At 66.7% G+C, this 21861-nt stretch carries 25 protein-coding genes; 20 read left to right on the forward strand and 5 right to left on the reverse strand.

Going from position 1 to position 21861, the window contains the following annotated elements; all coding sequences use genetic code 11:
- Positions 1-89: 89 nt before the first annotated feature.
- A complete protein-coding gene (locus KCTC_RS01090) occupies positions 90-557 on the reverse strand; it encodes a hypothetical protein (protein WP_125565974.1) in 468 nt (155 codons plus the stop codon).
- A gap of 145 nt (positions 558-702) precedes the next feature.
- Positions 703-1665 (reverse strand): pirin family protein, encoded by a 963-nt coding sequence (locus KCTC_RS01095; RefSeq protein WP_125565975.1) that lies wholly within the window; start codon positions 1663-1665, stop codon positions 703-705.
- A gap of 88 nt (positions 1666-1753) precedes the next feature.
- On the opposite strand from KCTC_RS01095, the gene KCTC_RS01100 reads away from it, so the two are divergent.
- Complete coding sequence (locus KCTC_RS01100) at positions 1754-2419, forward strand: HAD family hydrolase (RefSeq protein WP_231998779.1); 666 nt, start codon at positions 1754-1756, stop codon at positions 2417-2419.
- Here the strand turns inward: KCTC_RS01100 and KCTC_RS01105 are convergent.
- Both KCTC_RS01105 and KCTC_RS01110 read right to left on the reverse strand, forming a co-directional pair.
- A complete protein-coding gene (locus KCTC_RS01105; protein ID WP_125565977.1) occupies positions 2405-3250 on the reverse strand; it encodes a RecB family exonuclease in 846 nt (281 codons plus the stop codon). The two genes, KCTC_RS01100 and KCTC_RS01105, sit on opposite strands and share 15 nt — an antisense overlap.
- Positions 3251-3295: 45 nt before the next feature.
- Entirely contained in the window at positions 3296-3913 is a 618-nt protein-coding gene (locus KCTC_RS01110) for a hypothetical protein (protein WP_125565979.1), read from the reverse strand.
- 61 nt (positions 3914-3974) lie between these two features.
- Here KCTC_RS01110 and KCTC_RS01115 point away from each other — a divergent pair, with 61 nt between their 5' ends.
- The 8 genes from KCTC_RS01115 (at position 3975) to lepB (ending at position 11222) form a co-directional block, all read left to right on the forward strand.
- Positions 3975-5117 carry a site-2 protease family protein gene (locus KCTC_RS01115; RefSeq protein ID WP_125565981.1) on the forward strand — a complete coding sequence of 381 codons (1143 nt, stop codon included), beginning with the start codon at positions 3975-3977 and terminating at the stop codon, positions 5115-5117.
- Between the two features lie 10 nt (positions 5118-5127).
- Positions 5128-6096: a tRNA (adenine-N1)-methyltransferase gene (locus tag KCTC_RS01120; RefSeq protein ID WP_125565983.1), complete on the forward strand. Its 969-nt coding sequence runs from the start codon at positions 5128-5130 to the stop codon at positions 6094-6096.
- 70 nt (positions 6097-6166) lie between these two features.
- Entirely contained in the window at positions 6167-7822 is a 1656-nt protein-coding gene (gene arc, locus KCTC_RS01125; protein ID WP_125565985.1) for a proteasome ATPase, read from the forward strand.
- A gap of 153 nt (positions 7823-7975) precedes the next feature.
- Entirely contained in the window at positions 7976-8407 is a 432-nt protein-coding gene (locus KCTC_RS01130; protein WP_125565987.1) for a hypothetical protein, read from the forward strand.
- Positions 8391-8561: a hypothetical protein gene (locus tag KCTC_RS14595; RefSeq protein ID WP_164512423.1), complete on the forward strand. Its 171-nt coding sequence runs from the start codon at positions 8391-8393 to the stop codon at positions 8559-8561. The genes KCTC_RS01130 and KCTC_RS14595 overlap by 17 nt, the downstream gene beginning before the upstream one ends.
- A gap of 38 nt (positions 8562-8599) precedes the next feature.
- A complete protein-coding gene (dop, locus tag KCTC_RS01135; protein ID WP_125565989.1) occupies positions 8600-10108 on the forward strand; it encodes a depupylase/deamidase Dop in 1509 nt (502 codons plus the stop codon).
- Between the two features lie 21 nt (positions 10109-10129).
- On the forward strand, positions 10130-10597 hold the full coding sequence (locus KCTC_RS01140) for a DUF1003 domain-containing protein (RefSeq protein ID WP_125565991.1): 468 nt from the start codon (positions 10130-10132) through the stop codon (positions 10595-10597).
- A 13-nt stretch (positions 10598-10610) separates the two neighbouring features.
- On the forward strand, positions 10611-11222 hold the full coding sequence (lepB, locus tag KCTC_RS01145) for a signal peptidase I (protein ID WP_125565993.1): 612 nt from the start codon (positions 10611-10613) through the stop codon (positions 11220-11222).
- Positions 11223-11233: 11 nt separating this feature from the next.
- Here the strand turns inward: lepB and KCTC_RS01150 are convergent, their stop codons facing one another.
- Positions 11234-12091 carry a hypothetical protein gene (locus tag KCTC_RS01150; RefSeq protein WP_125565995.1) on the reverse strand — a complete coding sequence of 286 codons (858 nt, stop codon included), beginning with the start codon at positions 12089-12091 and terminating at the stop codon, positions 11234-11236.
- Positions 12092-12171: 80 nt separating this feature from the next.
- On the opposite strand from KCTC_RS01150, the gene KCTC_RS01155 reads away from it, so the two are divergent.
- The 11 genes from KCTC_RS01155 (at position 12172) to KCTC_RS01205 (ending at position 21858) form a co-directional block, all read left to right on the forward strand.
- Positions 12172-12363 carry a ubiquitin-like protein Pup gene (locus KCTC_RS01155; RefSeq protein ID WP_125565997.1) on the forward strand — a complete coding sequence of 64 codons (192 nt, stop codon included), beginning with the start codon at positions 12172-12174 and terminating at the stop codon, positions 12361-12363.
- Positions 12360-13199, forward strand: coding sequence for a proteasome subunit beta (prcB, locus tag KCTC_RS01160; RefSeq protein WP_125565999.1), 840 nt, complete (start codon positions 12360-12362; stop codon positions 13197-13199). The genes KCTC_RS01155 and prcB overlap by 4 nt, the downstream gene beginning before the upstream one ends.
- Before the next feature lie 2 nt (positions 13200-13201).
- On the forward strand, positions 13202-13891 hold the full coding sequence (prcA, locus tag KCTC_RS01165; protein ID WP_408636124.1) for a proteasome subunit alpha: 690 nt from the start codon (positions 13202-13204) through the stop codon (positions 13889-13891).
- A 70-nt stretch (positions 13892-13961) separates the two neighbouring features.
- The gene (locus KCTC_RS14955; protein ID WP_164512424.1) at positions 13962-15242 is read left to right on the forward strand and encodes an HNH endonuclease signature motif containing protein; all 1281 of its coding nucleotides are present in this window, start codon (positions 13962-13964) and stop codon (positions 15240-15242) included.
- Positions 15243-15370: 128 nt separating this feature from the next.
- Positions 15371-16732, forward strand: a complete 1362-nt coding sequence (gene pafA / locus KCTC_RS01175; protein ID WP_125566006.1) for a Pup--protein ligase — start codon at positions 15371-15373, stop codon at positions 16730-16732.
- Between the two features lie 35 nt (positions 16733-16767).
- Positions 16768-17814 (forward strand): FKBP-type peptidyl-prolyl cis-trans isomerase, encoded by a 1047-nt coding sequence (locus KCTC_RS14865; RefSeq protein WP_197715220.1) that lies wholly within the window; start codon positions 16768-16770, stop codon positions 17812-17814.
- Between the two features lie 25 nt (positions 17815-17839).
- On the forward strand, positions 17840-18802 hold the full coding sequence (locus KCTC_RS01185; protein WP_125566008.1) for a helix-turn-helix transcriptional regulator: 963 nt from the start codon (positions 17840-17842) through the stop codon (positions 18800-18802).
- Positions 18799-19782, forward strand: a complete 984-nt coding sequence (locus KCTC_RS01190) for a helix-turn-helix transcriptional regulator (RefSeq protein ID WP_125566010.1) — start codon at positions 18799-18801, stop codon at positions 19780-19782. Before KCTC_RS01185 ends, KCTC_RS01190 begins: the two co-directional genes overlap by 4 nt.
- A gap of 43 nt (positions 19783-19825) precedes the next feature.
- Positions 19826-20119, forward strand: a complete 294-nt coding sequence (tatA, locus tag KCTC_RS15120) for a twin-arginine translocase TatA/TatE family subunit (RefSeq protein WP_125566012.1) — start codon at positions 19826-19828, stop codon at positions 20117-20119.
- Positions 20120-20122: 3 nt separating this feature from the next.
- Positions 20123-20983 (forward strand): twin-arginine translocase subunit TatC, encoded by an 861-nt coding sequence (tatC, locus tag KCTC_RS01200; protein ID WP_231998780.1) that lies wholly within the window; start codon positions 20123-20125, stop codon positions 20981-20983.
- Positions 20980-21858 (forward strand): diacylglycerol/lipid kinase family protein, encoded by an 879-nt coding sequence (locus tag KCTC_RS01205; protein WP_125566014.1) that lies wholly within the window; start codon positions 20980-20982, stop codon positions 21856-21858. Before tatC ends, KCTC_RS01205 begins: the two co-directional genes overlap by 4 nt.
- The last annotated feature ends 3 nt before the right edge of the window (positions 21859-21861 follow it).

The raw sequence follows: 21861 nt of genomic DNA on the forward strand, positions 1-21861 counted from the left end.
CCCGGTGTCAGCGTGAGCGGGAGACGGGTGCCCTCGGCGGGGCGGACCACCTGGCCCGCCCCGCCGAGGTCATTGCCTCAGGCAGGTCGTCAGTTGCTGCTGAGGACCAGGGGGACGCTGACGCCCTTGCAGTTGTCCTGATTCGTCACGAGGTCCTTCAACGCGATGGTTGCGGTGCCCCACGTGCCGCCGGTCGACACGGTTGCGTTCGTGGGTGACGGCTGGGTGATGGTGAAGTCCGCCGGCGTGCACGGGTTGGTCGTTCCGACCGAGAAGCTCGGGTCGACCGCGACGGTCACCTGACCGACGTAGATCGCAGCACCGTTGGGAGTCGTGAACGTGCCGCTGATGTTTGCGCTCGGTCCCCCCGGGTAGAGCCCGGTGATGGCTGCGCTGGTCACGTTGATGGTGACGGTCTGGGTGCTGGCGGTCGAGGCGCTGCTCGTGCCGGAACCAGTGGACGTCCAGTATGCGTAGGCGGCACCTGAACCGGCGGCGAGGACGATCGCGGCGGACCCGACGGCGATGTACTTCTGCTTCTTGCTCAACTTCTTCATGGCAACTTCCTTGAACTCGACGGAGCGACTGCTTGCCGAGCCAGGCGATCGCGAGAGGCTCGTTCAGTCTTGTCCAGGAAGCGAGGCCGCGTAGGTCTAGTTATCTCCCCTGAAAGGGGGAACTAACGCCTGGACGAGGCCGTGATCACAATGCCGGGATGTGCCCGAACCGGCCCTTGTTGTAGTCGTCCATCGCGGTGACGAGTTCGGAGCGGGTGTTCATCACGAACGGCCCGGCCCACGCGATCGGCTCGGCGATCGGACGTCCACCCAGCACGATCACCTCCAGCGCCGGCATGTGTGCGTCCTGGCGCACGTCCGCTGAGAGCGAGACGTACTCACCGGACCCGAGGACGGCCGCCTGACCGTGGTGGATCGGCTGACCGACGCCACCGACGCTTCCACGTCCGGCCATGACGTAGACGAGTGCGTTGAAGTCCTTCGGCCACGGCAGGTCGATCCGGGCGCCGGCCGGCACCGTGATGTGAGTCATCGCCATCGGCGTCGTCGTCGAGCCGGGTCCACCGACGGCTCCAGCCGTGGTCGGCAGCTCGCCGGCGATGATTCGCGCCAGCGAAGCGCCATCGGCCGAGGACACGAGCCCGACTTCGGTGGCGCGCAGGTCCTGATACTTCGGCTGGGTCATCTTCTGGTCAGCAGGCAGGTTCACCCACAGTTGCAGGCCGTGGAACAGCCCACCCGCGGCGACCAGCCACTCCGGCGGCGCCTCGATGTGCAGCAGGCCGCTTCCGGCAGTCATCCACTGCGTGTCGCCATTGGTGATCGTGCCGCCGCCGCCATGGCTGTCACGGTGATCGAACTGGCCGTCCATGATGTAGGTGACCGTCTCGAACCCCCGGTGGGGGTGCCACGGGGTGCCCTTGGGCTCGCCCGGCGCGTACTCCACGGCACCCATCTCGTCGAGCATGATGAACGGGTCGATCAGACTGAGATCCAGGCCGGCGAACGCGCGCTTGACGGGGAAGCCCTCTCCCTCGTAGTCCCGCGGCGCGGTCGTGATCTGCAGGGGAGTGCGGCTGCGATCGGCGATGCCCGGCTTGATCAGGCGTGGCAGGACGGTGGTGTCGGCAACGGTGATGGCGGGCATGGTGACCTCTTTCGTCTGTAGTTGAAGACTAAACCACAGTCATCCACGGTGCATTCCCTCCCACATATCAACCGTAGGCTCTCCTCCTGTGGACCATCGTCTCCCTGCCGCCGTCCTGTGGGACATGGACGGCACCCTCGTCGACACCGAGCCATTCTGGTTCCAGGGTGAGTACGCGCTGGCGGAGGAGCACGGCGGGGAATGGACCCACGAGGACGCACTCAATCTCGTCGGCAACGACATGTTGGTCACCGGCGCCTACCTGCGTGACCGCTGGGGCCTGGAATTCACGCCCACCGAGATGGTCGACAAGCTTCACGACAAGGTCGTCGCGAGCATTGCAGCTTCCGACGATGTCCCGTGGCGGCCCGGTGCCCTCGACCTGCTGGAGTCGCTCAACGAGGCCGGCATTCCGTGCGCCCTGGTCACGATGTCGTGGGACGTGATGGCGCTGCCGATCGTCGCCCGCCTGCCGCGGGGTCGCTTCGATGCAGTCATCACCGGCGACAAGGTCGTACGCGGGAAACCGCACCCGGATCCATATCTCGAGGGTGCGGCCGCGCTGGGCGCTCGTCCTGCCGATTGCATCGCGATCGAGGACTCCAACACCGGTGCCACCTCGGCGGAAACTGCGGGTTGCACTGTCATCACCGTCGAGAACCATGTCGCCCTCGCTCCCGGGCGACGACGGATCGCCCAGCCGACCCTGGTCGGGCTCACGCCCACCCGTCTGGGCGAGCTACTCCTCGACTGAGGGCAACGCCGGGGGCGTGCCGCCGAACTCGGGGCAGAACTCCTGATAGCTGCACCACGAGCACAGCCGCGACGGGCTGTGGCGCCAGTCGCCGCTCGCCTGGGCAGCCTGAATGGCCTTCCAGATGGCCTCGATCTTGCGTTCTGTGGCCCGGAGATCGGCCTCGTCGGGCTGATAGCGAAGGACGTCACCGGAGCCCAGGTAGATCAGCTGGAGCATCGCCGGGATCACGCCACGCGTCTTCCACCACACCAACGCGTAGAACTTGAGCTGGAACAGTGCCTTCGCCTCGAACATCTCGCCAGGCGCGCGGCCGCTCTTGTAGTCCACCACTCTCACCGAGCCATCGGGCGCGACATCGATCCGGTCGACGAAACCTCGCAGGAGCAACTTCGACTCGAGCACGGACTCCACATAGAGCTCGCGCTCGGCTGGCTCGAGACGCGTGGGGTCCTCGAGATCGAAGTACTTCGACAGCACCGTCCTGCACGACTCGAGCCAGGTCGCGGCGGCGGCCTCGGACTCGAAGAGACCGTCAACATCCTTCTCGCCGGCGCGTACCTCGTCCCATGAGGGCGACACGAGCGCGTCAGCGCGCTCCGGCGTCCGCTCGGGCGCCGGCAGGTCGAACAGCTGCTCAAGCACCCGGTGCACGACCGTGCCGCGGACCGCATCGACCGACGGCTCCTCGGGCAACTTGTCGATCGAGCGCAGCCGATACATCAGCGGGCAGGTCATGAAGTCCGAGGCGCGGCTGGGGGAGAGGGCACCGAGCACATTCACGCCGTCGACCGGTGTCGAGACAAGGTCGGCGGGTGATGTCGTACTCATGAAGCCGACCCTAGGCGAGCCCACGGACATTTCGTCCCGAGGCGCTCAGGGCGTGCCCTTCTCATCGATGTAGATCACGCGCCACGAGCCGTTCTCTTTCACCAATTGCACCTCAAGGTACGCATGCGGGGAGGCGTCGAATGCGTAGACGATGTCGGTGTAGGTGCCGATGTTGGTCGACGTGGAGACGTTGCTCGAGACCCGGTGATGCGGACTCGAGAAGACAGCTCGGCCCGAGGTGACGCGAGCCTGAAATGCCGACTCCGGGACCGCTGCCTGGAACTTGGGGCTCGTCAGCGCGTACGCCGCCGGTACGTCGCCGCGCTGGAGGTCGCCCACGAACTCGTCGGCGACGTGTTGGGCCCCAGAGATGCTGCTGACAGCCCAGATGATCAACGCGGCAAGGCCGGCGCAGATCAACGAGGAGACGACGACCGCGACGATGCCCAACACCTTGGCCGCCGTGCGGCCCTTGGCCAGGGCGAGCGTGATGATGCCGAGTACGAGCCCGACTGGTGCCAGGAGCACGGCCAGGATGACGGCCACGATGCCGAGCACGGGGGTCTTGGCAGGCGCCGGCGCGTAGGTCGACAGTGGAGGCATTGGTGCCAGCGGACCCACCGGCGGCGTCGGAGGAGTGGGAGGCGGCGTCGGATCGTTCACGCCAGACACCCTAGAACTGTCGACCCGCCAAGGCGTCGACCTACCCGATACCCTTCCCGACATGGCTGGCAAGCAGGACCTCCACCCCGTCGGTGGGTTGCGTCTGGGACATGTCACGGGCAGCCCGGTGTACGTGACGCCGTCGTGGTTCCTGTTCGCGATCATCTTCTCGCTCGCCGTCGGGCCACGGGTCGACTCCATCGAGCCAGGCCTGGGCGCGTGGAAGTACCTCGCCGGCTTCGCCTTCGCCGTGGTGCTGCTGGCCTCGATCCTCATCCATGAGGCTGCTCACACGATCGCGGCCCAACGGCTCGGGTACGAGACCGGCCCGATCGTGCTGCACTTCCTGGGCGGCCACTCGACGATGCTTGCTGAATCCCGCCGTCCCCGGGACCAGTTCATCGTGGGAGTGGTGGGGCCGCTCGCCTCGCTGGCGATCGCCGGCGTGGGTTTCCTCGGGTTCCTCGGGCATCCGACCGGGCTCATCCGCGCAGCCGTCTGGGAGCTCGCCGGGGCGAACCTCATCGTCGGCGCGTTCAACCTGCTCCCCGGCCTGCCGCTCGACGGCGGGCTGGTGCTGCGCTCAGGTCTGTGGGCGCTCACCAAGAACGCGGCGACAGCCACGCGGATCGCGGCATGGTGCGGCCGGCTCCTTGCGATCCTGGTGCTGCTGGTGCCGTTCGCCCTGTCCGTCGCGAACATCTACGAGGTGTCGACGGTCAACTCCGTCCTCTTCGCCCTCGTCGCGCTGACGATGTGGACGTCAGCATCCTCGGCCCTGGGGCGTACGCACCGCGATGCCATCCTGAACCGGATGGCCGACATCCATGTCCGCGATCTGACGCGGCGTACGCTCACCGTCCCCGACGACCTGCCGTTGGCCGAGGCCGTACGCCGCGCCCACGAGGCGGAGGCCGGCTCGATCGTCACCGTGACAGCTGACGGGCGGCCGTTGGGAATCGTCCACGAAGGAGCCCTGGCGGCCACACCCCAGGACCGTCGTCCGTGGCTCGCGACCTCGACGGTGACCCGCGCGTTGACTCCCGGGCTGACCGTCCCGGCCGACATCGGCGTCGTTGACCTCCTCAAGTTGATGCAGGCCGAGCCGTCCACGGAATACCTCGCCCTGGAGGCTGACGGCTCCATCTGCGGGGTCGTCTCCGCCGCTGACGTGGATGCCGCATTCCGCCAGTCCGCGCAGTAGCGTCCGGGCCATGAACGAGGCGCACGAGACCGACGACGTACCCGCCGAAGCATTCAGCGGCGTGCACCGTGGGCCGCTCCGTGAAGGTGAGTGGGTGCGTCTGACCGACGCCAAGGGCCGTCGTCACAACTTCGAACTGGTCGCTGGGAAGCGCTTCTTCTCCAACAAGGGTCACGTCGAGCATGACGACCTCATCGGGCGTGACGAGGGCTTCACCGTGATGGCCTCGACCGGCAGTGAGTACCTGGTCTTCCGCCCGCTGCTGAGCGAGTTCGTGGTGTCGATGCCGCGTGGCGCAGCTGTGGTGTATCCGAAGGACGCGGCCCAGATCGTCGCGTTGGCCGACATCTTCCCGGGGGCGCGTGTGGTCGAGGCCGGTGTCGGCTCCGGCGCGTTGACCTGTTCACTCCTCCGCGCAGTCGGTCCGTACGGTCAGCTGACGTCGTTCGAGCGCCGCGAGGAGTTCGCCGACGTGGCCCGGAAGAACGTCGGTCAGCTCTTCGGTCAGCACCCGCCGACGTGGTCGCTCGAGCTCGGTGACCTCCAGGAGCAACTCCCGGCGCGTGGCCTGCGCGCGGACCGGATCATCCTCGACATGCTGGCGCCGTGGGAGTGCGTGGATGCCGTCGCCGACGCCCTGTACCCGGGTGGCGTCGTCTGCGGCTACATCGCGACGACCACGCAGATGTCGCGGTTCGTCGAGACGCTGCGCGCGCACGGCGGCTTCACCGAGCCGCAGGCGTGGGAGTCACTGGTCCGCGACTGGCACGTCGAAGGGCTCGCGGTGCGCCCCGGTCACAAGATGATCGGCCACACCGCCTTCCTCGTCACCGCCCGTCGACTTGCTCCGGGTGAGCGCCCGCCGCGCAAGACCCGCCGTCCGGCGCCCGGTGCGTACGGGCTGGATTACACCGGGCCTCGTCCGGTCGACATCCCGTCGTACGAGGACCTGCTCGCAGCCGAGCAAACCAACGACTGACGGCGCGTCGTACGAAATCAGTTCATCTGTCTGGCCCTCGCGAGTAGGGTCGAAAACAGGAGGTGGACCGATGACGACATCCGACGCCGACGGCCTGCGAACGGGCGGCAGCGCCGCGGATTCCGATCCGCGCGCGCACATCGCCTCGCTCACCGCGACCAACGAACGCCTGGCCTCCACGCTGCGCGACGCACGCGATCAGATCGTACGACTGAAGGAAGAAGTCGACCGTCTGGCCCAGCCGCCGTCGGGCTTCGGCGTCTACCTGGGTACGAACGACGACGGCTCGGTCGACATCTTCACCAACGGACGGAAGTTGCGGGTCTCACTGTCGCCCGCGGTTGAAGCCACTGACCTGCGCCGTGGTCAGGAGGTCATCCTCAACGAGGCGATGAACGTCGTCTCCGCGCTCGCCTTCGAGAAGATCGGCGAGGTGGTGATGTTCAAGGAGCTCCTCGCGGACGGTGAGCGAGCACTGGTGATCAACCACGCCGACGAGGAACGCGTCGTACGCCTCGCAGACCCGCTGATGGACTCCTACATCCGTGCCGGCGACTCCCTGTTGGTCGAGTCGCGCAGCGGCTACGCGTACGAGAAGGTCCCGAAGTCGGAGGTCGAGGAACTCATTCTCGAAGAGGTTCCGGACATCTCGTACGAGTCGATCGGCGGGCTGGGCGACCAGATTGAGCTGATCCAGGACGCAGTGGAGTTGCCGTACCTCTACCCGGAGTTGTTCAGCGAGTACGAGTTGCGCCCACCGAAGGGCATCCTGCTGTACGGCCCTCCCGGCTGTGGCAAGACGCTGATCGCGAAGGCGGTGGCGAACAGCCTCGCCAAGAAGGTGGCTGCCAAGACAGGCGCCGAGGGCAAGTCGTACTTCCTGAATATCAAGGGCCCCGAACTCCTCAACAAATACGTCGGCGAGACCGAGCGGCACATCCGGCTGGTGTTCCAGCGAGCGCGGGAGAAGGCGAGTGCCGGGACTCCGGTGATCGTCTTCTTCGATGAGATGGACTCCCTGTTCCGGACGCGCGGCACGGGCGTGTCCTCCGACGTGGAGAACACCATCGTTCCGCAGTTGCTCAGCGAGATCGACGGCGTCGAGGCGTTGGAGAACGTCCTGATCATCGGCGCCTCCAACCGGGAGGACATGATCGATCCCGCGATCCTGCGACCCGGCCGGCTCGACGTGAAGATCAAGATCGAACGCCCGGACGCCCAGGCGGCCCGGGACATCTTCAGCAAATACCTGGTCAACAGCCTCCCGCTCCACGCCGAGGATCTGGCCGAGTTCGGTGGGGACAAGCACAGCGCTCTGGCGGCGATGATCGATCGCACCGTCGAGCGGATGTACACCGAGACCGAGGAGAACCGCTTCCTCGAAGTCACGTACGCCAACGGCGACAAGGAAGTCCTCTACTTCAAGGACTTCAACTCCGGCGCGATGATCCAGAACATCGTCGACCGTGCCAAGAAGATGGCGATCAAGGACGTCATCGAGCACGACAGCAAGGGGCTGCGGGTGAGTCACCTGCTGCAGGCATGTGTCGATGAGTTCAAGGAGAACGAGGACCTTCCGAACACCACCAACCCGGACGACTGGGCGCGGATCTCGGGCAAGAAGGGCGAGCGGATCGTCTTCATCCGTACGCTCATCACCGGCAAGCAGGGCACGGAGCCAGGTCGGTCGATCGAGACCGTGGCGAACACCGGTCAGTACCTCTGAGCCTGCGTCTGTTAGAAACGTCGGCGTGGTTGTCGAGAGCATCGTCGCATCGGTCCTGGTGGTCGCGGTCGTGGCCTACGCCGTCTATCGGCGTACGCATCCGCGCGACTGAATCAGCAGGACTGTCGGTGACCGCGTCTAGCGTCAGGTCCCATGCACAACTTCCTGCTTGCGATGTGGCACTGGATGTCGACGGCGGGGTTCGCCGGGCTCTTTGCCGCGGTTGCCGCAGGCCTTGCGCTCACGGGCGTCATGAAGACGGCGAAGGCAACCCAGAAGGCTGCCGACACCAATGCCGCGGCGACGCGTGACGCCGCACGAACAGCTGCAGAGAACCAGTGGCGCATCACGGCACGAGACCGCTGGTGGGAGAACTCCCGGTGGGCTATCGAGCTTCTTGCCGGCGACGCGGCCAGCTTCAATGTCGGGTACGCAGCTGTCCTGGCTCTCGTACAGGATTCGGATGCGCAAGAGCATGAGATCGACATGCTCACCGCCGTCGGTGCGTCGTATTCGCTCGACCAATCAGGCACACTGGGTCTGGACGACGAGCAGGAGGTGACCACCAATGGCCAAGACGACTAAGCCCATCACGCTGGCGGGCCGGGCGACTCTTGAGCGCCGAGCGCTGATGGCGAAGGTGGTCCTCGAAGGGGACAAGCGTCTCGGCAGGCAGAGCGACCCCCGAATTGTTGCCCTGGCCAAGTCAGCACCTCCCAGCGGGCGAGCCTCGGCCTGATCGAGCCGTGAGTCCAGATGACCGCGTACGGTTGAAGCATGACGGTCCGACGGGTCATGGGCACGGAGATCGAGTACGGCATCTCGGTCACCGGGAACCCGCACGCCAACCCGATGACCGCGTCGAGCCAGGTGGTCAATGCGTACGCCGCGACGTCGCTGCGCCATCGGCGCGCACGGTGGGACTTCGAGGAGGAGTCGCCGCTGCGCGACGCCCGTGGGTACGACATGAACCGTGCGGTCGCTGACCCCAGTCAGCTCACCGATGAGGAACTCGGCCTCGCCAACGTCATCCTCACCAACGGCGGACGCCTGTACGTCGATCACGCGCACCCGGAGTTCTCCACACCCGAGGTGACGTCACCTCTCGACATCGTGCGGTGGGACAAGGCGGGCGAGCGGATCATGCGAGCCGGTGCCGAGGCAGCGCGACGGATCCCGGGCAATCCCGAACTGGTGCTCTACAAGAACAACACGGACAACAAGGGCGCCTCGTACGGTGCGCACGAGAACTATCTGATGCGCCGCGAGACGCCGTTCCCCACGATCGTGCGCGACCTGATCCCGTTCTTCGTGTCACGGCAGGTGATCACTGGCGCCGGGCGCGTCGGGATCGGTCAGGACGGCCGGATCCACGGGTTCCAGATCAGTCAGCGCGCCGACTTCTTCGAGGTGGAGGTGGGGCTCGAGACCACCTTGAAGCGCCCGATCATCAACACCAGGGATGAACCGCATGCGGAGCCGGAGAAGTACCGTCGTCTGCACGTCATCCTCGGCGACGCCAACCTCGCCGAGATCTCCACGTACCTGAAGGTGGGGATGACGTCTCTGGTCCTGGCGATGATCGAGGATGGCTTCATCCAGCGCGACCTCCGGATCGAACGTCCGGTCGCGGAGTTGCGTGCGGTCTCGCACGACCCGACGCTGACGCACACGATCGAGATGCTCGACGGGCGTACGGTCACGGCCATCCAGTTGCAGGCGGAATACCTCGAGCTGGCACAGAAGTACGTCCAGGAGCGGTGGGGGACCGACGTCGACGACCAGACGGCCGACGTCCTCGCGCGCTGGGAGTCCACCCTGGATCGTCTGGAGCGCGACCCGATGGCGTGTGCCGACGAGTTGGACTGGGTCGCCAAGCTCAAGCTGTTGCAGTCGTATCGTGACCGCGACGGCCTGGATTGGGACGACGCGAAGCTCCACCTGATCGATCTGCAGTACGCCGACGTACGCCCGGAGAAGGGCCTCTATCACCGGCTGGTCGCCGCCGGGCGAATGAAGACCTTGATCGACGACGACCTCGTGGCGTCGGCGGTGGCGCACCCGCCGGAGGACACCCGGGCGTACTTCCGCGGTGAGTGTCTCCATCGGTTCGCCGAGTCGGTGGCAGCGGCCAGTTGGGACTCGGTGATCTTCGACCTGCCCGACCACGACTCGCTCCAACGGGTGGCGATGAGTGAACCGCTGCGCGGCACCAAGGCGACTGTGGGGCCGCTGATGGAGAGCGTACGAAGCGCGTCAGAACTGTTTGAGCGTCTGACTCACTGATCGCGTGGCAGCATGCAGAGCATGACCGACTTCGCGTACACCCAGCACCCGCACGTGGAAGCGCGGAAGGCCGCCGGACCACCCACCAGGGCGAAAGCGACCGAGACGATCCATGGCGACAGCAAAGTCGGTCGGGTCAACGCCAAGATCGGTCTGAGGATCACGATGATCGTCGGCACGATGTGGGCGGCGTACGCATTCTTTGCGCTGTCGGTGGTGTCCCTGCCGAGCGCGCTCCAGTCGCACAGTGCGATTGTGATCGTCGCCTGGATCGCGCAGACCTTCCTCCAGTTGGTGCTGCTGCCGATCATCCTCGTCGGTCAGAACCTGCAGGCGGCGTCGTCCGATGCGCGCGCCCAGGCCACGTACGACGACGCCTCGGCCGTGCTCGAAGAGGCCAAACAGATCCAGGCGCACCTGCTGGTTCAGGACGAGGCAATCAAGAGCATCCTGACGCACCTCAACGGCATCGGCGGCTCGAAGTCCTGAGTAGCCTCGCATCATGATCCGCCGACGGGTGGTGTGGATAGCGTTGACTGCGGTCCTCGCGCTCCTGGCCGCCGCCTTCGTCGGGTGGATCCTGATCGGGAGGCCGACGACGTCGTACTACGTGCCCTCGGATTCGATGTCGCCGACGATCCGGGTAGGCGAACGGATCTTGGCCAGAGGTGTTGGCGGTGGGTACACGCCGAGGCGGTTCGACGTGATCGTCTTCTCGGACCCTGGCGGCTGGCTGGGCGATCACCAGGGCGGCCATGTGCTGAAGCGAGTGATCGGCCTTCCGGGAGAAACTGTCGCCTGCTGCACGTCGTCGGGCCAACTGACCGTCGACGGATCCGCCTTGAACGAGTCCGGGTTCCTGCCGCGCGGCCTGCCCTGCGATGGTCCCGCGAGACAGGACAACGGGCACTCGGTGCTTGGCGGGTGCAAGGGCTGGTCTGCGGTGGTGCCGCTCGGCGCGCTGTTCCTGATGGGTGACAACCGCACCGAATCGTCCGATTCGTCGTGGCATTTGTGCAGCCCGGGCGAAGGGCTGATCATGCGCGGAACCGGAGTGCCGTGCTCGCTGGCCTTCGTTCCGATCAGCGACGTGGTGGCGATCGTCGTGTCCTAGATGCGGCCTCACTACGTGAGGAATCCGGCGTGGACGTGGTCATGGTGCGTCTGGTCACTGAAGAACTGGGGCGCAGCACCCAGGAGGACTGGCCCGCCGACGTTGTACGACCCCAAGGCCGCGAGGGCTTCCATGTACGCGGGAACGGCGGGGTTCGGCGCTCCGGCAGCGACGACCGGGACCTGGTCGATCGCCCACGTGTCGAACGCTCGCCCCCGCGGATGATCGCTGAGACGGGTAGTTCCGAAGACGTACTGAGGGTGGCCCGACCGCACGACGCTGACCGCGATCGGCCACCGCTTCGACACCGCCAGCATCGTCTCCAACACGCTGTCGTGGACCTGACCGGCCTCCACATCGCCCCGCGCTGCCGGCGGGAGTGAGATCCGGGACGTTGCAAGTACGCGCCGCGCTGCCGTGCTGAGTCCAGCTTGCGGTCTCCCGGGGCTGGACGGGCGGACCAAGGTCACCTGCCACGCAGTGCCGGAACGGATGAGGCGTACGTCGAAGGTGTGGCCGTCGGAGACGATCCGCCCGTGGTCGAGGGCCCAGCTCTCACACACGACCAGCACGCTCGCGGAGTCGCTGAGCAGCCCGCCGTACTGCGCGTCGATGACGTGAAGCCGCCGTCCGGAGACGTTCCCGGCGCGCTCGATCCGGCGTACTGCTGCCAACTTCGCCTCGACCTGAATCTCGCCCGGGTGAGGCTGCCACGACATGAAGGCGGGCAGGGTGGTGGCTGGCTTTCCGTCTGTCCGCGCGGCTGGCAGAGCCGTCGGCGGAGCCGGCCGCGCCCGGCACGCGGACATCGCCGAGGCGGCCGCCAGAGCAAGTGCGGCACGTCGGCCGATCGCCGGATCGGGCGCCATGAAGCGAGCGTACGTGCCGCGCCGAATCGGGCGTGTCGGATGCCCCCACAGTGCTTGCTCACTGGACTAGGTTGAGTGGCATGGCACAGGAACAGAAGCAACCGCACGCTTCGGAGTCCGACGTCGAGGAGACGGACGTCGATCAGGTCGAGACTCCCAAGCACGACGCGCTCGACGCTGACATCGACGACATCCTCGACCAGATCGATGACGTCCTCGAGGTGAACGCTGAGGACTTCGTCAAGTCGTTCATCCAGAAGGGCGGCGAGTGAACGAGGCACGGCTGCCAGGTGCGTACTCCGCTCCGGGCAGCGCCTCGTTCACTGACTTCCTGACCTCGCAGGCCCCTGATCTGCTGCCGCTGAACCGCAACCTGGGCAAGGACGCCTCGGACCTGGCCCCTCACGGCACCACGATCGTGGCAGTGACGTTTGCTGGAGGAGTTCTCCTGGCCGGCGATCGGCGCGCGACCATGGGCAACATGATCGCCTCGCGCGACATTCAGAAGGTCTTCCCTGCCGATGAGTTCTCCGCCGTGGGCATCGCCGGCACGGCCGGGCTCGCAGTCGAGATGGTGCGGCTCTTCCAGACCGAGCTCGAGCACTACGAGAAGATCGAGGGCACCACGCTCTCCTTCGACGGCAAGGCCAACCGCCTGTCCGGTCTGATCCGCAACAACCTCGCGATGGCGATGCAGGGTCTGGCAGTGGTTCCGCTCTTCGCCGGGTACGACCAGGCCACAGGCGTCGGCCGGATCTTCTCCTACGACGTCACCGGCGGAAGGTATGAGGAGACCGGGTTCCACTCGGTTGGCTCGGGATCCGTCTTCGCACGAGGATCATTGAAGAAGTTGTACCGTGATGGCCTGTCCGCCGAGGACGCGGTCACGGTGGCCATTCAGGCTCTGTACGACGCGGCCGACGACGACTCCGCGACCGGTGGTCCGGATCTCACCCGCCGGATCTTCCCGGTCATCCATCTGATCTCGTCCAGCGGTGGCGTGCGTGTGCCCGACACCCAGGTCGCGGCGGTCGCCGATGCTGTCGTGGCGGGCCGAATGACATCCCCCAACGGCCCGATCGCCGAGTTGGACGGAGGCGCGCGATGAGCATGTCGATGGGCTATGTCAGCCCCGAGCAACTGATGAAGGACCGTGCGGACTTCGCCCGCAAGGGGATCTCGCGCGGTCGGTCGGTTGTCGGTCTGCAGTACGCCGACGGGTTGCTGTTCGTTTCCGAGAATCCGTCCGCCGCGCTGCACAAGGTCAGCGAGATCTACGACCGGATCGCATTTGCTGCCGTCGGCCGCTACAACGAGTTCGAGAACCTGCGGATCGCCGGCGTACGCCTCGCCGACATGCGCGGCTACGCGTACGACCGTCGCGACGTCACCGGGCGCGGGCTAGCCAATGCGTACGCCCAGACGCTCGGCTCGATCTTCTCCAGCGGCGGCGAGAAGCCGTACGAGGTCGAGCTCTTCGTCGGAGAGGTCGGCGACACGGTGGAGGGTGATCAACTCTATCGCCTGACCTACGACGGTCAGGTAGCGGACGAGCACGGGTACGCCGTGATGGGCGGCGCTGCCGAGACGGTCGACGAATACCTGAAGGCCAACTACGTGGAGAGCCAGGACCTGCCGGCCGCGGTACGCATCGCGGTCAGCGCGCTGGGTCACAACAGTGCCACGCCACGCACGATCCCCGTTGATGACCTGGAGGTGGCCGTGCTGGATCGCACGCGGCCCCAGGCCCGGAAGTTCCGTCGGCTGCGCGAGCCGGAGCTCAACGACATCCTCGGCTGACTGCTTGGGATGCCCGGCAGGCGCCTTGCCAACACTTGCCTATCGAACACGTGTTCGATACAATCGAACCATGACCACGCTCGCCGCAACCGACCGGGACACTCCGGCCGACGTGTTGTGCGCCGTGGTCGCGTCCCGAGAAGCCGCACGACTCGCAGAGGTCGGATCGATGATCGCGGCGATCGAGTGGGCGGACATGCACCCGGCGGAGTCGCTGACGCACGCCGCGACCGTCCCCGGTACGGATCGAGCCATCGCGATTGCCGGTGACGGAGCCCCGTTGGTCGCCGAGTTCGCACTGGTCGAGCTGGCGACGGCGCTGGGGCGCTCAGCGGAGTCGGCGCGGATCTGGCTCGGCGCGACAATGGAGATCCGTTTCCGCCTGCCACGCATCTGGCACGCCTTGACCCATGGCTCCCTTGAGCCGTGGCGTGCGCGTCAGATCGCTGCTGAGACGATCGCTCTGCCGTCCGGCGGAGCGGACTGGGTCGACGCCCAGGTGGCGCATGTTGCTCACACTGTCGGGCCTGCCCAACTCCGCCGGACGGTGGCGGAGGCGGTTCGCCGCTTCGACCCGGACCTGGCGTACGAAGCTGCCGTCGCTGCAGCAGAGGACCGTCATGTGACGATCCACGACCGCGAGATCATCGGAGGGTGTGTCGCGATGACCGCGGTCCTGGACGTCGCCGATGCCCGCGACCTCGAAGCGGCGGTGGCGAAGGGCGCGCACGAGATGCTGTTGCATGGCTCGATCGGCTCGCTCGATGTCCGCCGCGCCCAAGCCCTCGGCGAGATCGCTCGCCACGAACTGGCTCTGGATCTCGGTGCGGAGGGCACAGGTCGCGACGCCACCGTGTACATCCACGTCGACCGAGGCGCTCTTGATGCTGAGTACGGTGACCCAGCCGTCGCACGGGTCGAAGGTGGCGACTTCCTGATCGACATCGACCGGATGCGTGAGTGGCTCAGCGTCCGCGGTACGCGCGTGTCGATCAGGCCGGTGATCGATCTGGAGGACGATCGCATCAGCGGCGGGTACGGGCCGAGTGAGGTCCTCCGCGAGCAGGTCGTGTTGCGCGACGGCCGCTGCGTCTTCCCGCATTGCAACCGCGCGGCGCGCCGCGCTGATCTCGATCACATCGAGCCGTACGCATCCGGTGGCGACACGGCCAGCAGCAACCTCGCTCCGTTGTGCCGACTCCATCATCGGGCGAAGACCCACGGCGGCTGGTCGTACACGACCGGTGCGCCCGGCGAGTACGCCTGGTTCGGACCGCACGGACAGTCCTTCTTCACCACGCGGGCGACTACGTCGCCCCTTGCCCCACCCCGACAACGAACCCGCCCCTGACCCCGCTGAGAGCCTTCAAGCGGGGTTACAGGCATGCAAGTGTCCTGCGCTGGAGCCATCCCGGCGCCGCCGGGCCCCTGACACGCCGGGTCCATCCATGGCCACCGGTCCGGGACTAGGGTCGTGACATGGACCGCCGAATCTTCGGGATCGAGAACGAGTACGGCGTCACGTGCACGTTCAAGGGCCAGCGGAGGCTGAGTCCCGACGAGGTCGCGCGCTACCTCTTCCGCAAGGTCGTCAGTTGGGGTCGGTCCAGCAACGTCTTCCTCCGCAACGGTGCCCGGCTCTATCTCGACGTGGGCAGCCACCCTGAGTACGCGACGCCCGAGTGCGACAACATCCTCGACGCGGTCACACACGACAAGGCCGGTGAGCGCATCCTCGAGGGCCTGATGATCGAGGCGGAGGAGCGCCTGCACGAGGAGGGCATCGCGGGGGAGATCTACCTCTTCAAGAACAACACCGACTCCGCCGGCAACTCATACGGCTGCCACGAGAACTATCTGGTCAGCCGTGAGGGCGAGTTCTCGAAGTTCGCCGACGTGCTGATCCCGTTCCTGGTCACGCGGCAGATCCTGGTCGGCGCCGGGAAGATCACGCAGACACCGCGGGGCGCGCTGTACGCGGTCAGCCAACGAGCCGAGCACATCTGGGAAGGCGTCTCGAGCGCCACCACCCGCAGCCGTCCGATCATCAACACTCGCGACGAGCCACATGCGGACGCCGAGCGCTATCGCCGACTGCACGTGATCGTCGGCGACTCCAACATGTCCGAGACCACGACCATGCTCAAACTTGCCAGTTGCGACCTCGTGCTGCGGATGATCGAGGAGGGCGTGGTGATGCGCGATCTCACCCTGGAGAACCCGATTCGGGCGATTCGGGAGATCGCCCAGGACCCGACCGGCCAGCGCAAGGTACGCCTCGCCAACGGCCGCGAGGCGACCGCGCTCGAACTGCAGGGGGAGTACCTCAGCAAGGCGCGCGACTTCGCCGATCGGCGCGAGCTCAGGAGTCCGGCGATCGTACGCTCCCTGGATCTGTGGGAGCGGGGGCTGAAGGCCGTCGAGTCGGACGACCTCGGGCTGGTCGACCGCGAACTCGACTGGGTGATCAAGTGGAAGATCATCGAGCGCTATCGCGCCAAGCACGGCCTGTCGCTGTCGCACCCACGCATCGCGCAGCTCGATCTGGCATATCACGACATCCGTCGCGACCGCGGCTTGTTCTACCTCCTCCAGAACAAGGGCGCCGTGGCACGTACGACCACCGACCTGAAGATCTTCGAGGGCAAGTCGATCCCCCCGCAGACGACGCGCGCCCGTTTGCGTGGTGACTTCATCAAACGCGCGCAGGAGCGTCGTCGGGACTTCACTGTGGACTGGGTGCACCTCAAACTGAACGATCAGGCGCAACGCACGGTGCTCTGCAAGGACCCGTTCCGGTCAGTCGACGAACGCGTGCAGCGACTCATCGAATCGATGTGAAGCCGCGTTGCGGCGGCCGGGTAGGGTGATCCACCGTGCGTACCCTGAGCCGCCTCTGCGTCCCCGTCCTGATCGCCTCGGCGACCCTGCTGAGCGCCTGCAGCACGAATGCCGGGTACGGCAACCCGGCTGGCTCGGGTCTCTCGACGGTCACGGTCACCGGTGACTTCGGCAAGCTCCCGACCGTCTCCTGGAAGGCCGTTCCGGACTACCCGTCGAAGACGACCGTCCAGACCTTGATTCCGGGCACCGGCGACGCGATCCCCGCCGACCGCGGCGTGGAGGCGAAGATCTACGTCTCCGACGCTCAAGCGGTGCTGCAGAAGCAGTCGTTGTGCGCGGCCACGGGTGGCGCCTCGGCGGCTTCCTGCTCGACCAACTTCCCGCTGATCGCTCCGGCAACTGACCTGATCAAGACCCTCCAGGGCGTTCCGTATCAGGTGCTGGCGAAGACGGCCACAACGATCTCGATCCCGCCCAGCACCACCGGCATCTTCAGCCTGTTCCGCGCCGGAGCGCACGTCGGTTCGCGCGTGATCGGGCTGATGCCGTCGTCGGTGCTCGGTGGTCTGGTGCAGTCCGACAGCATCCCCGCGATCGGGATCGGCAACCACGACGCGGTTCTCGTGGTGATCGACTTCATCAAGCTGGACGCGCCGTCCCCGAAGGCCACCGACGTCCCGGCCTCGCAGATGCCAGCCCTGGTGTTGAAGAACGGCAAGCCGGCTGGCATGACGTTCACCGGTGTCACGAAACCGAATGCCACCGAAGGGCTGAAGCGAGTGGTCCTGACCCAGGGGACGGGCGCTGAGATCACCTCGAGCTCGACCATCACCTTCGACTACCTCGGCTCGATCTACGGAGCCGCCAAGCCGTTCCAGGAGAACTACAGCGGTCAGGCGATCAGCTACCCGCTGGCGCAGCTGGTCCCGGGTTGGCAGATCGGCCTGACCGGGCTGAAGGCCGGCAGCCGGGTCCTGCTGGAGATCCCGCCGTCGCTCGGCTACGGCGCGAAGGCGCAGACCGGAATTCCGGCCAACTCCACGCTCTTCTTCGTCCTCGACATCGTCTCCGTCAGCTAGTCCTGGCCTCTACCTGGGAGGGTCCGTGTCGGCAGCGAAGACCGAACGGCTGATGAATCTGTTCATCGCCTTGCTCGTGGCACGCCACCCGGTGCCGAAGGAACGACTCCGGGAGTGGTTCTACGCCGACTCCAGCAGCGATGCGGCGTTCGAGAAGACCTTCGAACGCGACAAGGAAGAGTTGCGCTCCCTCGGCGTGCCGATCGAGGTCGCCAGCCTGGACGGATACTTCGAGGACGAGGTCGGCTACCGGATCCGTTCGGAAGCCGCCCAGCTGGCCGACGTCGATCTCACACCGGATGAAGCGGCGGTCGTCGGTCTCGCTACCCGCGTGTGGGAGCAGGCGACCATGGCCGACGCCGCGACCGAAGCCGTCCGCAAACTGCAGGCCGCCGGCGTCCAGGTGGACACCAGCGCCGTCGACATCGCGCCGCCGCGCGTACGCGCCGACGAACCCGAGTTCGAGGTCTTCCTGAACGCCGCGCACGAGCGGCGGGAGATCAGCTTTTCCTACCGCGGCCCGCGGGATCCGGAGGCGAAGCCACGGCGGCTGCAGGCGTACGGCGTGGTGCGGTACTCGGGTCGTTGGTATGTGGCCGGGTACGACCTCGACCGCGCGGCGAGCCGCATCTTCCGGCTGAGCCGCGTGGTCGGCGAGGCCAAGGCCGTCGGCCCGGCCGGTGCGTACGAGGCCTTCGACGTGGACCTGAAGGCGATCGCGCGGGAGTTGGCACCACGCCCGTCGAACGTCGAAGCCGCCGTCCTGGCGCGCGCTGGGTCCGGGCACGCGTTGCGACGGTGGGCGACATCGGTCGAGGCAGGAGTCACCGGCCCGGACGCGGACACGACCTGGGACCGCCTGACGATCACGGCGGTGTCCGGCGATCTCGTCGGCGAGATCCTGGCCTGTGGTGCGGACGTCCTCGTCGAAGGCCCCGAGGGCCTGCGTACCGTCGTCGTCGAACGCCTTCAGGCGGTGGGCGCGTGAGTGCCAGCAAGGCCGCGCCGCACGGCGCACGCGAGCAGTTGGCACGGCTGTTGCGGATCGTCCCGCACCTTGACCGAGGATTCCGTCTTGATGAGGCCGCGGCCGAGTTCGGCGTGTCCGAGGCCCAACTGCGCAAGGACCTCGACGTGTTGCAGTGGTGCACGTTGCCGGGTGCTGGGTACGGCGACTACATCGAGGTCGACATGGAGGCGCTCACCGAGAAGAACGGCGACCGCGTCATCAGGGTCTCGAACGCGGACTACCTGACCCATCCGCTCAAGCTGACCCCGACCGAAGCGACCGCCCTCATCGTGGCGCTCCGCGCGATGAGGGGCAGCGCCAAGCCGGAGACCCAGGAGATCGTCGACCGTGCACTGGCGAAGCTCGAGAGTGCTGCCGCCGTGGCGCTGCCCTCCATCGAGGCAGGGGAGAGCGCGCCTGATCGAGTGTCTGCCGACGTACGCTCCGCGGTGAACGATGGTCTTGCGCATCACCGCCAGGTACGGATCCAGTACTTCGTGCCTGCGCGCGACGAGGAGTCCTTGCGAACGGTCGACCCCCTGCGGGTCGTGACTCGTCAGGGGACTGAGTACCTCGACGCGTGGTGCCACACCGCTGAGGCGCCGCGGAGCTTCCGGCTGGACCGCATTCGATCGGCGACTGTGCTCGAGGCGCCTGTGGTCACCACGGTCCCCGAGGACGAGCCCGGAGAGCTGTTCGCGAGCGGACAGGCACAGATCGCGACCGTACGGCTCGCGCCCCAGGCACGATGGGTGACGGAGTACTACCGGCATCGAGACGTCCGCGAACTTCCCGATGGGGGCGCCGAGGTCGATCTGGAGGTCGGTGACCGACGCTGGCTGTTGCGGCTACTCCTACGGGTCGCGCCGTACGCCCAGGTGGTCGCGCCGGCGGAATGGAACGACGACTTCCGTGTCGAAGCACGCCGTGCTGCCGACGCGTACCGCCCGGCGGACTAGACTTGATCCACAAGCATCACCATCGCAGTGAAGGACCGCTGACATGACGTACCCCCTGATCGGAATGCCCGAAGGCTGGGAGTGGCTCGTCCTCCTCGTGATCGTCGTGCTCGTGTTCGGCGCAGCGAAGTTGCCTGACCTCGCCCGTGGCAGCGGCCAGGCCCTGCGCATCTTCAAGGCCGAGGCACGTGGTGCCAAGGAGGACGAGGTCAAGGCGAAGGCTCTTCTCTCGCCTGAGGCTCGCCAGGCCGAGGAAGCGGAGAAGCTCGCGACGCTCGACGCCAAGCAGGCTGAACTCGACGCGGAGCGCGCCAAGATCACCAACCCTGACGGCTGATCCATGGCAGGCGGCATCGTCGCCATCCTCCGCGGCCGCCCCGTCCACCCGGTCGGCCCTGACGGGCGGATGGCCGTCTCGGACCATCTGCGCGAGTTGCGGAGCCGACTGATCTTCTCGGCGCTCGTCTTTGGCGCGCTCTTCGTGGTGGCGTTGTTCCACTACCACGAACTGTTCGACGTCATCGCTCGTCCGTACAACGACGCACGCGAGCAGTTGCACGCCCAGCAGACGATGCCGACGACGAACGGCGTGACCGGCGGCTTCCTGCTCTACATGAAGATCTGTGGCTGGGCAGCCGTGTTCGCAAGCTCGCCGTTCTGGCTCTACCAGATCTGGGCCTTCGTCAGCCCGGGTCTGCACCGACACGAGCGACGACGTACGCAGGCCCTGGTCGCGATCACCGTCCCGTTGTTCCTGGGCGGCGTGGCACTTGGCTACTGGACCCTGCGGCTGGCACTACGTGGACTCATCGGGTTCAACGTGGCCGGGTTGACGAACCTGGTGGATTTCAACGGTTACCTCACGTTCTTCATCCGTACTCTGCTGGTGTTCGGGCTGGCGCTCGAACTTCCGGTCTTCGCGGTCCTCCTCAACTTCAGTGGCGTCCTCAGCGCCCAGGCGTTCCGGTCGGCCTGGCGCTGGATCGTCGTGGGCACCTTCACTGGCGCAGCGATCGTGGCACCGTCGCCGGACCCGTTCACGATGATCATCCTGGCCGGCGTCATGTGCGTCCTCTTCGTCATCGCCGGCGCGATCGCTCACGTCAACGACAAGCGCCGGGCACGGGCTGCGCCGAACTTCGGTCTGGACCCGGACGAGGCGTCTGAGCTGGACCTCAGCAGCGAGGTACCCGGAGCATGACCAGGCGGATCGCGTACGTCGCGAACGCCCAGGCCGGCGCACGCCGCAGTCGCCACGTCGATGACACCGTCATCTCCCGATTCGTACGCGCCGGCGCCGAGGTCGAGGTCATCGAGACGTCCTCGGCGCATCTCGCCGCCGAGCGGATCCGGCGGGCGATTGCAGGTGGTGCCGACACCGTGGCGACCGCCGGGGGCGACGGCAGCGCTCATCTCGTCACTCAGGTCATCGCCGGGACCGATGTGGCACTGGGACTGATCCCTGCGGGCACCGGCAATGACGCAGCCCGTGCACTTGGCCTTCCCCGGGACAGTCCCCTTGCGGCCGCCGATCTGATCCTCAACGGGACGCCGCGCAGCATCGACCTGGGCAAGGTCGGCGCCAGCTGGTTCCTGACCATCATGGCTGCGGGCTTCGATGCGATCGCGAACGACCGGGTCGGCCGGATGTCATTCCCGCGCGGCCCGTCGGTCTACACCGCCGCCGTCCTTCGCGAACTGCCCAGGTTCGATCCGATCTCGTACGTCCTCGACCTCGACGGCGAGCAGCGCGAGCTCGACGCGATGCTCGTAGCGGTCGGCAACATGGAGTTCTACGGCGGCGGCCTGCAGATGTGCGCCGGCGCCGACCCGACTGACGGACTCTTCGACATCGTGATCATCCACCCGACGACCCGGCTCGAGCTGCTGAGGATCTTCCCGAAGGTCCGTGGTGGTGGCCATGTCACGCACCCGTCCTTCGAGCGGGTACGGGCGAGGTCGGTCACGGTCGCGGCGGCGGGCATGCCCGCGTACGCCGACGGGGAACGACTCGGGCAGTTGCCGCTGACCGCGACGTGCGTGTCCGGAGCGTTGCGGGTGTACGCACCGCAATAGGCT

This window comes from Nocardioides baekrokdamisoli (assembly GCF_003945325.1).
Classification (GTDB): domain Bacteria; phylum Actinomycetota; class Actinomycetes; order Propionibacteriales; family Nocardioidaceae; genus Nocardioides; species Nocardioides baekrokdamisoli.

What these genes read in the sequence shown, in the direction of transcription:
- KCTC_RS01090 (WP_125565974.1), bottom strand. Translation starts at nt 557, where the DNA reads ATGAAGAAGTTGAGCAAGAAGCAGAAGTACATCGCCGTCGGGTCCGCC.
- KCTC_RS01095 (WP_125565975.1), bottom strand. Translation starts at nt 1,665, where the DNA reads ATGCCCGCCATCACCGTTGCCGACACCACCGTCCTGCCACGCCTGATC.
- KCTC_RS01105 (WP_125565977.1), bottom strand. Translation starts at nt 3,250, where the DNA reads ATGAGTACGACATCACCCGCCGACCTTGTCTCGACACCGGTCGACGGC.
- KCTC_RS01115 (WP_125565981.1), top strand. Translation starts at nt 3,975, where the DNA reads ATGGCTGGCAAGCAGGACCTCCACCCCGTCGGTGGGTTGCGTCTGGGA.
- KCTC_RS01120 (WP_125565983.1), top strand. Translation starts at nt 5,128, where the DNA reads ATGAACGAGGCGCACGAGACCGACGACGTACCCGCCGAAGCATTCAGC.
- arc (WP_125565985.1), top strand. Translation starts at nt 6,167, where the DNA reads ATGACGACATCCGACGCCGACGGCCTGCGAACGGGCGGCAGCGCCGCG.
- KCTC_RS01130 (WP_125565987.1), top strand. Translation starts at nt 7,976, where the DNA reads ATGCACAACTTCCTGCTTGCGATGTGGCACTGGATGTCGACGGCGGGG.
- KCTC_RS14595 (WP_164512423.1), top strand. Translation starts at nt 8,391, where the DNA reads ATGGCCAAGACGACTAAGCCCATCACGCTGGCGGGCCGGGCGACTCTT.
- dop (WP_125565989.1), top strand. Translation starts at nt 8,600, where the DNA reads ATGACGGTCCGACGGGTCATGGGCACGGAGATCGAGTACGGCATCTCG.
- KCTC_RS01140 (WP_125565991.1), top strand. Translation starts at nt 10,130, where the DNA reads ATGACCGACTTCGCGTACACCCAGCACCCGCACGTGGAAGCGCGGAAG.
- lepB (WP_125565993.1), top strand. Translation starts at nt 10,611, where the DNA reads ATGATCCGCCGACGGGTGGTGTGGATAGCGTTGACTGCGGTCCTCGCG.
- KCTC_RS01150 (WP_125565995.1), bottom strand. Translation starts at nt 12,091, where the DNA reads ATGGCGCCCGATCCGGCGATCGGCCGACGTGCCGCACTTGCTCTGGCG.
- KCTC_RS01155 (WP_125565997.1), top strand. Translation starts at nt 12,172, where the DNA reads ATGGCACAGGAACAGAAGCAACCGCACGCTTCGGAGTCCGACGTCGAG.
- prcA (WP_408636124.1), top strand. Translation starts at nt 13,202, where the DNA reads ATGTCGATGGGCTATGTCAGCCCCGAGCAACTGATGAAGGACCGTGCG.
- KCTC_RS14955 (WP_164512424.1), top strand. Translation starts at nt 13,962, where the DNA reads ATGACCACGCTCGCCGCAACCGACCGGGACACTCCGGCCGACGTGTTG.
- pafA (WP_125566006.1), top strand. Translation starts at nt 15,371, where the DNA reads ATGGACCGCCGAATCTTCGGGATCGAGAACGAGTACGGCGTCACGTGC.
- tatA (WP_125566012.1), top strand. Translation starts at nt 19,826, where the DNA reads ATGACGTACCCCCTGATCGGAATGCCCGAAGGCTGGGAGTGGCTCGTC.
- tatC (WP_231998780.1), top strand. Translation starts at nt 20,123, where the DNA reads ATGGCAGGCGGCATCGTCGCCATCCTCCGCGGCCGCCCCGTCCACCCG.
- KCTC_RS01205 (WP_125566014.1), top strand. Translation starts at nt 20,980, where the DNA reads ATGACCAGGCGGATCGCGTACGTCGCGAACGCCCAGGCCGGCGCACGC.